Origin of the sequence: Citrobacter braakii, from assembly GCF_002075345.1 — a bacterium.
Lineage (GTDB): Bacteria > Pseudomonadota > Gammaproteobacteria > Enterobacterales > Enterobacteriaceae > Citrobacter > Citrobacter braakii.
The window spans coordinates 81964-98224 of record NZ_NAEW01000003.1; the positions used below are offsets into that span (position 1 = coordinate 81964).

Below are 16261 nucleotides of genomic sequence, written 5' to 3' on the forward strand. Positions count from 1 at the left end.
TTAGCATTATCCCCCTGTGAATCCACCCTCCAGCCTTTCAGAGCCTGCCAATGAGTTATCAGGTCTTAGCCCGAAAATGGCGCCCACAAACCTTTGCTGACGTCGTCGGCCAGGAACATGTGCTGACGGCACTGGCGAACGGCTTGTCGTTAGGGCGTATTCATCATGCTTATTTGTTTTCCGGCACCCGTGGCGTCGGGAAAACGTCAATCGCCCGTTTGCTGGCGAAGGGATTAAACTGTGAAACCGGCATCACCGCTACGCCGTGCGGCGTGTGTGATAACTGCCGTGAAATCGAGCAGGGGCGCTTTGTCGATTTGATTGAAATCGACGCCGCCTCACGCACCAAAGTCGAAGACACCCGTGACCTGCTGGATAACGTCCAGTACGCGCCAGCGCGCGGTCGCTTTAAGGTCTATTTGATTGACGAAGTGCACATGCTGTCGCGCCACAGTTTTAACGCCTTGCTGAAAACGCTCGAAGAGCCGCCCGCACACGTTAAGTTCCTGCTGGCGACCACCGATCCGCAGAAGCTGCCGGTGACTATCCTGTCGCGCTGTCTGCAATTCCATCTTAAAGCGTTGGATGTCGAACAGATTCGCCATCAGCTTGAGCATATCCTCAAAGAAGAGCATATCGCCCATGAGCCACGTGCGTTGCAACTGCTGGCTCGCGCCGCGGACGGCAGCCTGCGCGATGCGCTGAGCCTGACCGATCAAGCGATCGCCAGCGGCGATGGTCAGGTCTCGACCGACGCGGTCAGCACCATGCTCGGCACGCTGGACGACGACCAGGCGCTTTCGCTGGTTGAAGCGGTTGTGGCTGCGGACGGCGAACGCGTTATGACGCTGGTGAACGATGCCGCCGCGCGCGGTATTGAATGGGAAGCGCTACTGGTTGAGATGTCGGCTCTGCTGCATCGTATTGCCATGGTTCAGCTTTCACCTGCCGCGCTCGGCAGCGATATGGCCGCTATTGAACAGCGTATGCGCGAACTGGCGCGAATCGTCCCGCCAACCGATGTGCAGCTTTACTACCAGACCCTGTTAATCGGGCGCAAAGAACTGCCGTATGCGCCGGACAGGCGAATGGGCGTTGAAATGACGCTGCTACGTGCGCTGGCTTTTCATCCGCGCATGCCGCTCCCGGAACCTGAAGCCCCGCGACAGTCTTTTGCCCCGGTCGCACCCACTGCGGTGATGAACACGACGCAGGTGCCGCAGCAGCCTGCGGCAGCGCAACAGCAACAGAATGTGCCGCTCTCCGATGCTACCAGCCAGGTGCTGGCGGCACGCAGCCAGCTGCAACGCGCTCAGGGAGCAACCAAACCAAAAAAGAGTGAACCGGCAGCCGCTTCCCGCGCGCGGCCGGTGAATAATGCTGCGCTGGAAAGACTGGCTTCGGTGTCGGAACGTGTTCAGGCGCGCCCAACTGTCTCTGCGCTGGAAAAAGCGCCAGCGAAGAAAGAAGCGTATCGCTGGAAAGCGACCAATCCTGTTGCAGAAGTCAAAGAAGTCGTCGCTACGCCGAAAGCGCTGAAAAAAGCGCTTGAGCATGAAAAAACGCCAGAACTGGCGGCAAAGCTGGCGGCTGAGGCCATCGAACGCGACCCGTGGGCCGCACAGGTAAGCCAGCTCTCGCTGCCTAAACTGGTGGAGCAGGTGGCGCTTAATGCCTGGAAAGAAGAGAATGGCAACGTGGTTTGCCTGCACCTGCGTTCCACGCAGCGACACCTTAACTCCAGCGGCGCGCAGCAAAAACTGGCCGAAGCATTGAGTTCCTTAACAGGGTCAACGGTTGAATTGACCATCGTTGAAGATGATAATCCAGCGGTGCGCACGCCGCTGGAGTGGCGTCAGGCCATTTATGAAGAGAAACTCGCGCAGGCGCGTGAGTCGATTATTGCGGATAATAACATTCAGACGCTGCGTCGTTTTTTCGATGCGGACCTGGACGAAGAGAGTATTCGCCCCATTTGATCGTCAGCCATTACGGTTTGACGGTCGTCATCCCTTAACGTGATTGAGAGAGAAGCCTATGTTTGGTAAAGGCGGTCTGGGTAACCTGATGAAACAGGCCCAGCAGATGCAAGAAAAAATGCAGCAGATGCAGGAAGAAGTCGCCAAGCTGGAAGTGACCGGCGAATCTGGCGCGGGTCTGGTAAAAGTAACCATCAACGGCGCGCATAACTGCCGTCGTGTGGAGATCGATCCAAGCCTGCTGGAAGACGACAAAGAGATGCTGGAAGACTTGGTTGCTGCGGCATTCAACGACGCCGCGCGCCGTATTGAAGAGACGCAGAAAGAGAAGATGGCCTCTGTTTCCTCCGGAATGCAGCTGCCGCCTGGCTTTAAGATGCCGTTCTGATGCAAACCAGCCCGCTGTTAACTCAGCTTATGGAAGCTCTGCGCTGTCTGCCGGGCGTTGGCCCGAAGTCTGCGCAGCGCATGGCGTTCACGCTGCTTCAGCGCGATCGCAGCGGCGGGATGCGTCTGGCGCAGGCGTTAACGAAGGCGATGTCGGAAATCGGCCACTGTGCCGATTGCCGCACATTCACAGAACAGGACGTCTGCAACATCTGCTCGAACCCGCGTCGCCAGGAAAATGGTCAGATTTGCGTGGTGGAGAGTCCGGCGGACATCTACGCCATTGAGCAAACCGGGCAATTTTCCGGACGTTACTTCGTGCTGATGGGACACCTGTCGCCGCTGGACGGTATTGGTCCTGATGATATCGGGCTGGATCGTCTTGAGCAGCGGCTGGCATCTGAGCAAATCAGCGAACTGATCCTGGCGACCAATCCCACGGTCGAAGGAGAGGCGACCGCCAACTATATTGCTGAGCTTTGCATGCAATATGACGTTGAAGCCAGCCGTATCGCCCATGGCGTTCCGGTTGGTGGCGAGCTGGAAATGGTCGATGGCACCACGCTGTCGCACTCTCTGGCAGGACGACACAAGATTAAATTCTGAACAAACGGAGGCCGCGACGGCGGCTTCCGCTTGAAATCCTTCCCGCTTGTCCCCATTTCACCCTCAACCTGTTTTTACCATTGAAAATGGCATTGTTGAGGTAGACCTACATGAAAGGACAAGAAACTCGTGGTTTTCAGTCAGAAGTAAAACAGCTTCTGCACCTGATGATCCATTCTCTGTATTCCAATAAAGAAATCTTCCTGCGTGAGCTTATCTCTAACGCCTCGGATGCGGCAGACAAGCTGCGTTTTCGCGCACTGTCTAACCCGGACCTGTATGAAGGTGACGGTGAGCTGCGTGTGCGTGTTTCCTTCGATAAAGATAAGCGTACGTTGACCATTGCCGATAACGGCGTGGGGATGAACCGTGATGACGTTATCGATCATCTGGGGACCATTGCGAAATCCGGTACTAAATCTTTCCTTGAATCCATGGGATCCGATCAGGCGAAAGACAGCCAGTTGATCGGCCAGTTCGGGGTTGGCTTCTACTCTGCGTTCATCGTGGCGGATAAAGTCACCGTGCGTACCCGCGCAGCGGGCGATAAACCGGAAAATGGTGTGTTCTGGGAATCTGCGGGTGAAGGTGAGTACACCGTTGCCGACATCACCAAAGACGATCGCGGCACCGAAATCACGCTGCATCTGCGCGAAGGCGAAGACGAGTTCCTTGATGACTGGCGCGTACGTTCCATCATCAGCAAATATTCCGACCATATCGCGCTGCCGGTAGAGATCGAGAAATCTGAAGAGAAAGACGGCGAGACCGTGGTTTCCTGGGAAAAGATCAACAAGGCGCAGGCGCTGTGGACCCGTAACAAATCGGAAATCAAAGACGACGAGTACAACGAATTCTACAAACATATCGCGCACGACTTCACTGATCCGCTGACCTGGAGTCATAACCGTGTGGAAGGTAAGCAGGAGTACACCAGCCTGCTGTACATCCCGTCTCAGGCTCCGTGGGATATGTGGAACCGCGATCACAAACATGGTCTGAAACTGTACGTTCAGCGCGTGTTCATTATGGACGACGCCGAGCAGTTTATGCCGAATTACCTGCGCTTTGTGCGTGGCCTGATAGATTCTAACGATCTGCCGCTGAACGTTTCTCGTGAGATCCTGCAGGACAGCACCGTCACCCGTAACCTGCGTAGCGCGCTGACCAAACGCGTACTGCAGATGCTGGAAAAACTGGCGAAAGACGACGCAGAAAAATACCAGACCTTCTGGAAACAGTTCGGCCTGGTGCTGAAAGAAGGCCCGGCGGAAGACAACGCTAACCAGGAAACGATCGCTAAGCTGATGCGCTTCGCGTCCACGCACACTGACTCCTCCGCACAAACCGTGTCGCTGGAAGACTACGTGTCGCGTATGAAAGAAGGGCAGGAGAAAATCTACTACATCACCGCAGACAGCTATGCGGCGGCGAAGAGCAGCCCGCACCTGGAACTGTTGCGTAAGAAAGGCATCGAAGTGCTGCTGCTTTCTGACCGTATCGATGAGTGGATGATGAACTACCTGACCGAGTTCGACGGTAAGGCATTCCAGTCCGTAGCCAAAGCTGACGAGTCCATCGACAAGCTGGCGGATGACGTTGACGAATCGGCAAAAGAAGCGGAAAAAGCGCTGACGCCGTTCGTTGAGCGCGTGAAAACCCTGCTGGGCGATCGCGTAAAAGAAGTGCGTCTGACTCACCGTCTGACCGACACGCCGGCCATCGTTACCACCGATGCGGACGAAATGAGCACCCAGATGGCGAAACTGTTCGCTGCTGCCGGCCAGGCCGTACCGGAAGTGAAATATATCTTTGAACTCAACCCGGATCACGTGCTGGTCAAACGCACGGCGGATACCCAGGACGAAGCGCAGTTCAAAGAGTGGGTTGAACTGCTGCTGGATCAGGCGCTGTTTGCTGAACGCGGCACGCTGGAAGATCCGAACCAGTTCATTCGTCGTATGAACCAGTTGCTGGTGTCCTGATAGCCGTAAGGTAATGCCGGATGATGCTAACGCGTGTCCGGCTTACACCATCTCGTCGATCCCTGGCCGGATACGGTGTTTACACCGCGATCCGGCATTTTCTCTCCTCATTTTTAATTTTCCCACCGTTAACCGTTTCAGCGTCGGGCGTCTTCCTTGAGCCAATTGCGTGATGGTGGTATCGTTTAGCGCTTTTTAAAAAATATCGACAACCTTTAAGGGGATTTTCGTAATGCGTATCATTCTGCTTGGCGCTCCGGGCGCGGGTAAAGGAACTCAGGCTCAGTTCATCATGGAGAAGTATGGTATTCCGCAAATCTCCACCGGTGATATGCTGCGTGCTGCCGTGAAATCTGGCTCCGAGCTGGGCAAACAAGCGAAAGACATCATGGACGCCGGTAAGCTGGTGACTGATGAGCTGGTGATCGCGCTGGTAAAAGAGCGTATTGCTCAGGAAGACTGCCGTAATGGTTTCCTGCTTGATGGCTTCCCGCGTACTATTCCGCAGGCTGATGCCATGAAAGAAGCAGGCATCAACGTGGACTACGTTCTTGAATTCGACGTTCCGGACGAGCTGATCGTTGACCGTATCGTGGGTCGTCGCGTACACGCTGCTTCTGGCCGCGTTTACCACATCAAATTCAACCCGCCTAAGGTTGAAGGCAAAGACGACGTGACCGGCGAAGAGCTGACCACCCGTAAAGACGATCAGGAAGAGACTGTACGTAAGCGCCTGGTGGAATACCATCAGATGACCGCTCCGCTGATCGGCTACTACTCTAAAGAAGCGCAGGCGGGTAACACCAAATACGCGAAAGTTGACGGCACCCAGGCTGTGGCTGACGTTCGCGCAGCGCTGGAAAAAATCCTCGGTTAAGTTTTAGCGCAGTCAATGCCGGGTGGCGGTGTCAACACCTTATCCGGCCTACGATTTTATGTAGGCCTGATAAGCGCAGCGCCATCAGGCAAATTCTCGTCTTACCTTTCACAGCAATTAGTTCTTCTTTATCGCTTTTCCGCTACAATTATCAACAATTTGAATCGATAAGAGGCGGTAATGCGTCAGACGAAAACCGGTATCCTGCTGGCAAACCTCGGCACTCCCGATGCCCCAACCCCCGAAGCCGTTAAGCGCTACCTGCGCCAGTTTTTAAGCGATCAACGCGTAGTCGATACGTCACCTGCGCTGTGGTGGCCGCTGCTGCGTGGTGTGATTTTGCCGCTACGTGCGCCACGCGTGGCAAAGCTGTACCAGTCAATCTGGATGGAAGACGGTTCCCCGCTGATGGTCTACAGCAAGGCGCAACAGCAGGCGCTGGCACAACGTCTGCCAAATACGCCTGTCGCGCTGGGGATGAGCTACGGTTCACCGTCGCTTGAAAGCGCGGTCGATGAACTGCTGGCAAGCGGAGTTGAACACATGGTGGTGTTACCGCTGTACCCGCAATATTCCTGTTCTACCGTGGCGGCGGTCTGGGACGAACTGGCGCGAATCTTAGCGCGTAAACGCAGTATTCCTGGCATCTCATTTATTCGTGATTACGCCGATGACAGCAGCTACATTGATGCGCTGGCCAAGAGCGCCCGTGATTCATTTGCTCAACATGGTGAACCCGATTTGCTGCTGCTTTCCTACCACGGCATTCCGCAGCGCTACGCCGATGAAGGCGATGACTACCCGCAGCGCTGTCGCGATACGACTCGTGAGCTGGTTTCTGCGCTTGGCTTGCCGCCGGAAAAAGTGATGATGACCTTCCAGTCTCGTTTTGGCCGTGAACCGTGGTTGACGCCATATACCGATGAAACGTTAAAAATGCTGGCGGAGAAAGGGACCCGACATATCCAGGTCATGTGTCCGGGCTTCGCGGCTGATTGTCTCGAAACGCTGGAGGAGATAGCGGTGCAAAACCGGGAGATTTTCCTTGAGGCAGGCGGTAAGCAATATGAGTATATTCCGGCGCTGAATGCCACACCGGAACATATCGAAATGATGGTTAAACTGACCGCAGCCTACCGTTAAAGCTGCGTTCTGAAGTAACGCGCGCCCTCCCGTAACGCATCGTCGGCGGTTTTCATCATCCGCGAATAGTGCAGGAAGGCGTGCAACGTGCCGGGGTACATTTTGTACTGGCAGGGCTGCTGATGCGCCTGTAGCGTCTGGAATAATAAGCGGCTATCGTCAATCAGCGGATCAAACTCCGCACCGGCGATAAAACACGGCGGTACGTCGCGCGTCAGGTCGTTATTAAACAGGCAATAGTACGGTGATTCGCGATCGTCGGCGCTACGCAGGTACGCGTTTTCGTACATCAGCAGATCCTCGCGAGTTAAACCATCCCAGGCGCCGCCCATTAGCCGTCGGCTCAGTGAATCCTGCAGGCCGTAAAGCCCATACCACAACAGCACGCCAGCCACCTTGCCGCAAGCAATTTGTTTATCCCGCAACCACAACGCGCTGGCAAGCGCCAGCATGGCCCCGGCGGAATCGCCCGCAAAACCAATATGATTCACATTAAGGGAATAATCGCCAGCGTGCTGATAAAAGTACTGACAGACGGCGACTATCTCTTCGATGGCTTGCGGGTAGCGGGCCTCTGGCGCAAGCGAATAGTCGATGCCAATTATCGTGCACTGCGTATAGCGCGCCAGTAAACGCATAATGCGATCGTGGGTATCCAGATTACCGAGAATAAAACCGCCGCCGTGCAGGTAATATAGCGTCGCCTGGCTATGGGGCTGCGGAGCGTAAATTCGTGTGGCAACGGGGCCGCATGCGGTGGAAATAACACATTCTCGGGTATTCATCTGTGGGGCATCGGCATTCCACAACTGCCGTTCATGAATGTAGTGTTTACGCTGGGCCACGAAGTCATCGGCAGCGGGCCACGGCGGCAAATCTTCGCGATGAAAATTCACTACACTTTTCATTTCATCCGAAATGTTGTCGAGTACGGGGATCTTGTTTTCCGGCTTCATAAAGCGCTCCTTGTGAAGGTGAGTTATTGTAGAAATTCATCCCGGATAAACTGCGATCTCACCGTCCGATATTGAAACTCAGCGCCGCATCGCATGCGCAGCGGGGAATGTGCTACCATGCATCGCTCAGCTAACCACCCGTAAAATCGACCATGAAATTTCCCGGTAAACGTAAATCCAAACACTATTTCCCCGTCAGCGCGCGCGATCCGTTGCTGCAACAAATTCAGCCAGAAAATGAAACCAGCGCAGCCTGGGTGGTGGGTATTGACCAGACGCTGGTGGATATTGAAGCCAAAGTTGATGATAACTTTGTAAAACGTTATGGATTAAGTGCCGGGCACTCTCTGGTGATTGCAGATGATGTCGCTGAAGCGCTCTACCAGGAACTGGTGCGTGAAAATTTGATCACCCATCAGTTTGCGGGCGGTACTATCGGTAATACAATGCACAACTACTCCGTGCTGGCGGATGACCGCTCGGTGCTGCTGGGTGTGATGTGCAGCAATATCGAGATTGGCAGCTATGCGTACCGCTATTTATGCAATACCTCCAGTCGTACCGATCTGAACTACCTACAGGGCGTAGATGGACCGATTGGTCGCTGCTTTACGCTGATTGGCGAGTCCGGTGAGCGTACCTTTGCAATCAGCCCTGGGCATATGAACAAGCTGCGGGCGGATAGCATCCCTGAATCGGTGATTGCCGGAGCGTCCGCGCTGGTGCTGACGTCCTATCTGGTGCGCTGCGAGCCGGGCGAGCCAATGCCGGAAGCGACCATGAAGGCGATCGAATTTGCTAAAAAACACAATGTACCGGTGGTACTGACGCTGGGCACCAAATTTGTCATTGCCGATAATCCGCAGTGGTGGCAGGCATTCCTGAAAGAGCATGTCTCAATTCTGGCGATGAATGAAGAGGAGGCCGAAGCGCTGACCGGCGAAAACGATCCGCTGCTGGCGTCCGACAAGGCGCTGGATTGGGTGGATCTGGTGCTGTGCACAGCGGGGCCGGCGGGTCTTTATATGGCGGGCTTTACGGAAGAAGAAGTCAAACGTAAAACCCAGCATCCGCTGCTGCCTGGGGCCATTGCCGAATTCAACCAGTACGAGTTTAGCCGCGCCATGCGCCATAAAGATTGTACCAATCCGCTGCGTGTGTATTCGCACATCGCACCGTATATGGGCGGGCCAGAGAAGATCATGAATACCAACGGCGCTGGTGACGGCGCGCTGGCGGCATTGCTGCATGATATTACCGCTAACAGCTATCACCGCAGCAACGTGCCTAACTCCAGCAAGCACAAGTTCACCTGGCTGACCTATTCGTCGTTAGCCCAGGTGTGTAAATATGCGAATCGCGTGAGTTATCAGGTGCTGAACCAGCATTCCCCGCGCCTGACGCGCGGTTTGCCGGAACGCGAAGATAGCCTCGAAGAGTCGTACTGGGATCGTTAAATCATGCACATGCCGGATAAGCGATAGCGTCATCCGGCAACGACATCAGCCTGTAACGACCACCTCACCTGCAGGCGGCGTTTCAATCAGCTCCAGCATGGTACGGGCGATTTCACGCTCACCCATGACGACCTGATTGGCGCCGCGTTCGGTAATGTATTCCACCTCGTCGTCATAATGCGCGCGGGCGATAATTTCAATTGACGGGCACTTCTCGCGTGCTGAAGCGACAATTTCACCCGCTTCATAGCCATTGGGAATGGTCAGCAGCAGCCAGCGTGCGCAATCCAGATGCGCCAGATTCATAATTTCTTCGTTGGCGGCATTTCCCAGCACCGCGCGGATCCCGCGCTCGCGCAGTTCATCCACTCGGGTGCGTGAGGTTTCGATAACTACCAGCGGGATCCCCGCAGCCATCAATTTCTCGCCCAGCAGGCTACCGACGCGCCCAAAGCCAACCAGCAGGGCGTGATTGCAGATATCCACCGGAATTTGCTTCTCTTCTTCAATAGCCTCTTCCAGCGTCTGTTCTTCCAGCGTTTCTGTTTTGGCGAGATATTTTTCTAACACCGCGAACAGCACCGGGTTAAGCATGATAGACAGGATCGCCCCCGCCAGCACCAGATTCTGTCCGGCCTGCGGCAGCAGGTTTAACGCCATGCCCAGACCCGCCAGGATAAAGGCAAATTCACCAATCTGCGCCAGGCTGGTGGCAATGGTGAGCGCTGTGCGTTGGGAGTGACCAAACAGGCGCACCAGGAAATAGGCGGCAAGGGATTTACCAAAGATGATAATCGCCAGCGTGCCCAGCACCGCCAGCGGCTGCTGAATCAGAATCATGGGATCAAAGAGCATCCCGACGGAAACAAAGAACAGTACGGCGAACGCATCGCGCAGCGGTAGGGTGTCATGCGCCGCACGGTGACTCAGTTCAGATTCGTTCAGCACCATGCCGGCGAAGAATGCCCCCAGTGCAAAGGAGACATCGAACAGCTCCACTGCGCCAAATGCAATACCTAATGCGAGGGCGAGGACTGACAGGGTAAACAGTTCGCGTGAGCCGGTTGCGGCGCTACGGGCCATAATCCACGGCACCAGGCGACGACCAACCAGCATCATAATTGCGATAAACGCCACCACCTTACCGATGGTAATGCCCATATCTACGGCCAGCGATGCAAAGCCGACATCTTCTTTTTCCAGCATTCCAGCGACGGCTGGCAGGAGAACCAGCGTCAGTACCATCATCAGGTCTTCGACAATCAGCCAGCCAATGGCGATTTGCCCGCGCTGACTGTCAATGAGCTGCCTTTCTTCAAGCGCACGCAATAGCACCACGGTACTGGCGGTTGAAAGACACAGACCAAACACGATCCCTACCATCAGCGACCAGCCCATCACCGCTGAAAGCGCCATGCCCAGCAGTGTTGCCACCGCTATCTGGGCAATCGCGCCGGGAATGGCGATAGACTTTACCGCCATCAAATCCTTCAGCGAAAAGTGCAGCCCCACGCCGAACATCAGCAGGATTACGCCAAGCTCGGCCAGTTCAGGCGCTAACTTGGTATCAGCAACAAAACCAGGTGTAAATGGACCGGCCAGAACGCCCGCTAACAGATATCCCACCAGAGGAGAAATACGTAGTTTATTGGCAATCATGCCTAATATAAAAGCGAGCACAAGGCCGCCGACAATGGTGGTGATAAGCGGGGTGGCGTGATGCATTCCGTCTCCTTTGGTTGCTGTGATAATCCTGAAAACTCAAACGACGAGTAATAGTTTATGACAATTTTGATGTTTTTGTTTGTGAATAATTATTGAATTTTGATGAAAATAGGATTTTAGACGTAAAAAAGCACGGATCGGAAAAGTACAGCGGTATGTGAGAGGCAAAGGCTGATGGCTACTGTAAGTCTGACGGCCAAAATTTACTTTTGGCCGTCAGGAAATCACGCTTTATGTCGGTTATCAGGTAAGAATATGGTCAGTATCCCCAGTAGTGGCAGGAAAGCACATATTTTGTAGACCAAATCGATGCTGGTATGGTCGGCAATCAGCCCTAACACCGCGGCTCCCAAGCCGCCCATGCCGAAGGCAAAACCAAAAAATAGTCCAGAAACCATGCCGATACGGCCAGGAAGCAGCTCTTGCGCGTAGACCAGAATGGCAGAAAACGCCGATGCGAGGATAAAACCAATGATCACGGTTAAAATCCCGGTCCATTCCAGTGTTGCGTAGGGTAAAAAGAGGGTAAAGGGTGCTACGCCGAGGATAGAGCCCCAAATAACATATTTTCTGCCAATTTTATCGCCCAATGGTCCACCAATCACCGTCCCGGCTGCGACGGCAAACAGGAAGGCAAACAAGTGAAACTGGGCATTTTGTACCGATAATCCGAATTTTTGCATCAGATAAAAGGTGTAATAGCTACTGATGCTCGCCATATAGAAGTATTTGGAGAAAATCAGCACCAGCAGGATGCTTACCGCCAGCACCACTTTATTCCGTGGTAACGGATTCACGATGGCGACTTTCGGTTTTCCTTTACTCATCCGGTGCTGCGCGGCATACCAACGGCTGATTTGCGCCAGAACGACAATCGCTAATAACGCAGCCAGCACAAACCAGGCCACATTACCCTTACCATATGGCGCGATGATGACAGCCGCCAGTAACGGTCCCAGAGAGCTACCAAAGTTGCCACCAACCTGGAAAATTGACTGGGCAAGACCGTGACGACCGCCGGAGGCCATTCGCGCCACGCGGGATGATTCCGGGTGAAATACCGAAGAGCCGGTACCAACCAGCGCTGCGGCGAGCAGGACCATATGGAAACTGCCGGCCATGGCCAGCAAAACAAGCCCACTCAGCGTGAAGCACATCCCAATGGGCAGCGACCACGGCATCGGGTATTTATCCGTCCAGTAACCCACAACCGGTTGCAGCAGTGAGGAAGCAAGCTGGAAGGTCAGGGTAATCATCCCTATCTGCATAAACGTCAGCGAGAACTCTGACTGCAATAGCGGATAAATCGCCAGGATCAGCGACTGGATCATATCGTTTAGCAGATGGGAGAGGCTGATTGCCCCTAAAATGCCAAATGAGGTGCGTGCTTTAGCAACCGACGCTGACGCGCCAGCCACTGGCTGGGTTGGTTCACTTATTGCCATAGAAAGTCACTTCTGTTTGGGTTGCGATTATGAGGGTAATCTAATTTGTTATTATTACCTGACTAACATACCTGCGGAAGGTGTTTGAAGGAAGTCTCATTTCTGAAAACATTTTCGGCTATTATTTTCAGTAGCTGTAATTTTATGCCCGAACTAATTCGACTTACAGGTAGGCGGCAAACGCGAGAGTCCCAGGAGCTTACTGCATAAGCGACAGGGGGAAGTGAGCGCAGCCAACGCACATGTATAACGGGTATGGCGGTTGATATTGAGTCAGGGAGTGAAATATGAAGTTTTTAAAACGGGGCGTGGCGCTGGCGTTATTAGCCGCATTTGCGCTGGCAGGTCAACCTGCACAGGCGTACGAAAAAGATAAAACCTACAAAATTACCATTCTGCATACCAACGATCATCACGGTCACTTCTGGCGCAGCGAATACGGTGAATACGGGCTGGCGGCACAAAAAACGCTGGTGGACGGTATTCGTAAAGAGGTGGCTGAGGAAGGAGGCAGTGTACTGCTGCTTTCCGGTGGCGACATTAATACCGGCGTACCGGAGTCTGATCTGCAGGATGCGGAACCTGATTTTCGCGGAATGAACCTGATTGGCTATGATGCGATGGCGGTCGGAAACCACGAGTTTGATAATCCGCTTAGCGTATTGCGCCAGCAGGAAAAATGGTCCAAATTCCCGTTTCTCTCGGCCAATATCTATCAGAAAAGCACCGGCGAGCGTTTGTTTAAGCCGTGGGCCATCTTTAAGCGCCAGGATTTAAAAATTGCCGTACTCGGTTTAACCACTGACGATACGGCGAAAATTGGCAACCCAGAGTTCTTTACCGATATTGAGTTCCGTAAACCTGCTGATGAAGCCAAACTGGTTATCCAGGAACTGAATATGGGGGAAAAGCCGGACATCATTATTGCGACCACCCATATGGGACATTATGACAATGGCAATCACGGCTCGAACGCACCTGGCGACGTAGAAATGGCGCGCAGCCTGCCGGCGGGATCGCTGGCAATGATTGTGGGTGGTCACTCGCAGGATCCGGTATGTATGGCCGCGGAAAACAAGAAGCAGGTTGATTACGTGCCGGGTACGCCGTGTGCGCCAGACAAGCAAAACGGGATCTGGATTGTGCAGGCGCATGAGTGGGGGAAATACGTGGGGCGGGCGGACTTTGAGTTCCGCAATGGCGAAATGAAAATGGTTAACTACCAGCTCATCCCCGTCAACCTTAAGAAAAAAGTGACCTGGGACAACGGTAAAAGTGAGCGCGTACTCTACACCCCGGAAATTGCAGAAAATCAGCAAATGCTTTCTCTGCTGACGCCGTTCCAGAATAAAGGTAAAGCGCAGCTCGACGTGAAAATTGGTAGCGTCAATGCGCGCCTCGAAGGCGACCGTAGCAAAGTCCGTTTCGTGCAGACCAACATGGGGCATTTACTGCTGGCTGCGCAAATGGCGCGAACCAGCGCTGATTTTGGCGTGATGAGCGGCGGCGGTATCCGTGACTCCATCGAAGGCGGTGATATCACCTATAAGAGCGTGCTGAAAGTGCAGCCGTTCGGTAACATCGTGGTGTACGCCGACATGAGCGGGAAAGAGGTGATTGACTATCTGACCGCCGTGGCGCAAATGAAGCCGGATTCCGGGGCCTATCCGCAGTTTGCCAATGTCAGCTTCGTGGCGAAAGACGGCAAGCTTAACGATTTGAAAATTAAAGGCGAACCCGTTGATCCAGCCAAAACCTATCGCATGGCAACGCTGAGCTTCAATGCCACCGGCGGCGATGGCTATCCGCGAATTGATAACAAGCCTGGCTATGTAAATACCGGGTTTATTGATGCGGAAGTGCTGAAAGAGTACGTGCAGAAGAACTCACCGCTCGATGCTGGTGCGTATGAGCCGAAGGGCGAGGTAAGCTGGCAGTAACAGGGCAATTTGGGGCATCATTTTATCCGCTCCTCCGGGCCGCCCTTCATGGCGGCCCAATAATCCTACTTATTACATCTACGCTCCGGTTCTTGCGCGCTGGCCGAGTCCAAACTGTCTTCACCAATCACGCCCTGTAATCGCAGTAGGCTCAATCGCCGTATCACCGGGCAAAAGACAATTAATCACGGCGTGCGATATCGGCGAATTTCGCATCCAGAATTTTCGCCAAATCGCCCGCTGCCAGTTCAATATCCAGCCCGCGTTTGCCGCCGGACACATAAATGGTGTCAAACGTCTGGGCGGGAGCGTCGATGAGCGTCGGCAATCTTTTTTTCTGCCCCAGCGGGCTGATGCCGCCTACCAGATACCCGGTGGTTCGCTGCGCGATCATCGGATCGGCCATATCGACCTTTTTGGCTCCCAACGCCCTGGCGACTTTTTTGAGATCCAGTTGACCGGCTACCGGCGTAACGGCAACCGCCAGGTGCTTCATATCGCCATTCACGGCAACCAGTAGCGTTTTGTAGACCTGGTCCGCATTCAGACCTAACTTGCGTACCACTTCGTCACCAAAGTTCGTCTCGGACGGATCGTGATCGTAGGTGTGGATCTGGAAAGAAATTTTGTTTTTTTCGAGTAATTTAACGGCGGGTGTCATAGCAATTTTCCTGGCCCAGACAAAATACGACACAAGCATACGCCTGATGTCTGTCTAAAAAATAGTACCATCTTGCGCAATAGTGTTGGCAGGATGATGACTTTGAGCGACAATCGAACTACACCGATGCTTTAAGCGTCGGGATCATAATAATGATGAAATTCCTCTTTGACGGGCCAATAGCAATATTGGCCATTTTTTTACCGTAACATCTCCGGCAAATTTCCTTCTCCATACAAATGCAGCGCACCAACGGCCACGACATAGTGCCCGGCAGGCATCGCCCTGAGTCGATCGCGCCAGGCCGCATTACGCTGATGCATTAAAACGTCATACAGCGACTGGCTAAAAGTATTGGGTAGAGTGAGTTCGCTATTGCGTGGCGGCGTTTTAAGCCACCAGCCCATCATCTGTTGTAGCAGTCTGGCATTGGTATGCCAGTGCGTCAGGGTATCGTCCAGTAGAGCCAGTCCGTTATCGGGTAACTGACACAACAGCTCGATTTGGCTGGATGCGCCTTCCAGCTCGATTATGGGTTTATGCACCTGTTTTGCCGCATTCAGAAGTTGGTAATCAATGCCGTATTCTGCCCGCAACCCCAACTGCTGCGCCTGCGTTGCCTGCAAGACCATGGCGATTTGCCACAGCGGCTGGGTAGACAGCAGGGAAGGGGAAATACCCAGCTCGTCGGTGACTTTGTGCAAATTATCTAGCAGCTCTGGGCTGATGCGTTCTTCCAGTGCGGCAAAGGTCGGAAGGTTGGCAAACGGCGCGTCGTCGCCGGAAACATCGGCTTCGACAATGAGCGCATCGGCACGCTGGAGCTTTTTGAGTAATTTGGCAGGCAGAGGCGCCATATCGCGGCTGCCCATGTGAATACTACCAATCAGATGAAAATGGCGGTTTCCGGGCAAGGAGATGTCGATGGCAGGCCAGGTATAGTGGTTGCCGCGTAGCGCGGTGAAAAATGATTTTACCCGGTACAACAGATCCATACGGCCTCCCTAAGTAGACTTCCATGCTAGCGCGTGGTCCTGGAAGGTGCAAATACACTTCATCATTCCCTCAGCCTCTTTGTTGGCAGCGTGCAAAAACCCCAG

13 protein-coding genes and 1 other annotated feature are annotated in these 16261 nt (G+C 53.9%); of the genes, 8 read left to right on the top strand and 5 right to left on the bottom strand.

What is annotated here, in order from left to right; genetic code table 11:
- The first annotated feature begins 50 nt into the window (after nt 1-50).
- The 6 genes from dnaX to hemH all read left to right on the top strand — a co-directional run bounded on the left by dnaX (nt 51) and on the right by hemH (nt 6977).
- A complete protein-coding gene (gene dnaX / locus BZK42_RS07615; RefSeq protein WP_080858964.1) occupies nt 51-1979 on the top strand; it encodes a DNA polymerase III subunit gamma/tau in 1929 nt (642 codons plus the stop codon).
- Nucleotides 1312-1376 (top strand) — a sequence feature (DnaX frameshifting element). (Overlaps the previous gene by 65 nt.)
- Nucleotides 1980-2037: 58 nt before the next feature.
- A complete protein-coding gene (locus BZK42_RS07620; protein WP_003021764.1) occupies nt 2038-2367 on the top strand; it encodes a YbaB/EbfC family nucleoid-associated protein in 330 nt (109 codons plus the stop codon).
- Nucleotides 2367-2972: a recombination mediator RecR gene (recR, locus tag BZK42_RS07625; protein ID WP_016152082.1), complete on the top strand. Its 606-nt coding sequence runs from the start codon at nt 2367-2369 to the stop codon at nt 2970-2972. Before BZK42_RS07620 ends, recR begins: the two co-directional genes overlap by 1 nt.
- A gap of 110 nt (nt 2973-3082) precedes the next feature.
- Entirely contained in the window at nt 3083-4957 is a 1875-nt protein-coding gene (gene htpG / locus BZK42_RS07630; RefSeq protein ID WP_016152083.1) for a molecular chaperone HtpG, read from the top strand.
- Nucleotides 4958-5189: 232 nt separating this feature from the next.
- Nucleotides 5190-5834 (top strand): adenylate kinase, encoded by a 645-nt coding sequence (gene adk, locus BZK42_RS07640; RefSeq protein WP_003021773.1) that lies wholly within the window; start codon nt 5190-5192, stop codon nt 5832-5834.
- A gap of 180 nt (nt 5835-6014) precedes the next feature.
- A complete protein-coding gene (gene hemH, locus BZK42_RS07645) occupies nt 6015-6977 on the top strand; it encodes a ferrochelatase (RefSeq protein ID WP_016152084.1) in 963 nt (320 codons plus the stop codon).
- On the opposite strand, the gene aes is transcribed toward hemH, so the two are convergent.
- Entirely contained in the window at nt 6974-7933 is a 960-nt protein-coding gene (gene aes, locus BZK42_RS07650) for an acetyl esterase (RefSeq protein WP_080858965.1), read from the bottom strand. The genes hemH and aes overlap by 4 nt on opposite strands.
- 152 nt (nt 7934-8085) lie before the next feature.
- Here aes and gsk point away from each other — a divergent pair, with 152 nt between their 5' ends.
- Nucleotides 8086-9390 (top strand): inosine/guanosine kinase, encoded by a 1305-nt coding sequence (gsk, locus tag BZK42_RS07655; RefSeq protein ID WP_016152086.1) that lies wholly within the window; start codon nt 8086-8088, stop codon nt 9388-9390.
- A 45-nt stretch (nt 9391-9435) separates the two neighbouring features.
- Here gsk and ybaL read toward each other — a convergent pair whose 3' ends face one another.
- A complete protein-coding gene (gene ybaL, locus BZK42_RS07660) occupies nt 9436-11115 on the bottom strand; it encodes a YbaL family putative K(+) efflux transporter (RefSeq protein WP_016152087.1) in 1680 nt (559 codons plus the stop codon).
- Between the two features lie 224 nt (nt 11116-11339).
- On the bottom strand, nt 11340-12560 hold the full coding sequence (fsr, locus tag BZK42_RS07665) for a fosmidomycin MFS transporter (RefSeq protein ID WP_016155879.1): 1221 nt from the start codon (nt 12558-12560) through the stop codon (nt 11340-11342).
- A gap of 287 nt (nt 12561-12847) precedes the next feature.
- Between fsr and ushA the strand changes: the two genes are divergently transcribed.
- The gene (gene ushA, locus BZK42_RS07670; protein WP_016155880.1) at nt 12848-14500 is read left to right on the top strand and encodes a bifunctional UDP-sugar hydrolase/5'-nucleotidase UshA; all 1653 of its coding nucleotides are present in this window, start codon (nt 12848-12850) and stop codon (nt 14498-14500) included.
- Nucleotides 14501-14681: 181 nt separating this feature from the next.
- On the opposite strand, the gene ybaK is transcribed toward ushA, so the two are convergent.
- Both ybaK and BZK42_RS07680 read right to left on the bottom strand, forming a co-directional pair.
- Nucleotides 14682-15161, bottom strand: coding sequence for a Cys-tRNA(Pro)/Cys-tRNA(Cys) deacylase YbaK (gene ybaK / locus BZK42_RS07675; RefSeq protein WP_016152092.1), 480 nt, complete (start codon nt 15159-15161; stop codon nt 14682-14684).
- 200 nt (nt 15162-15361) lie between these two features.
- A complete protein-coding gene (locus BZK42_RS07680; RefSeq protein ID WP_047358021.1) occupies nt 15362-16156 on the bottom strand; it encodes a TraB/GumN family protein in 795 nt (264 codons plus the stop codon).
- Between the last annotated feature and the right edge of the window lie 105 nt (nt 16157-16261).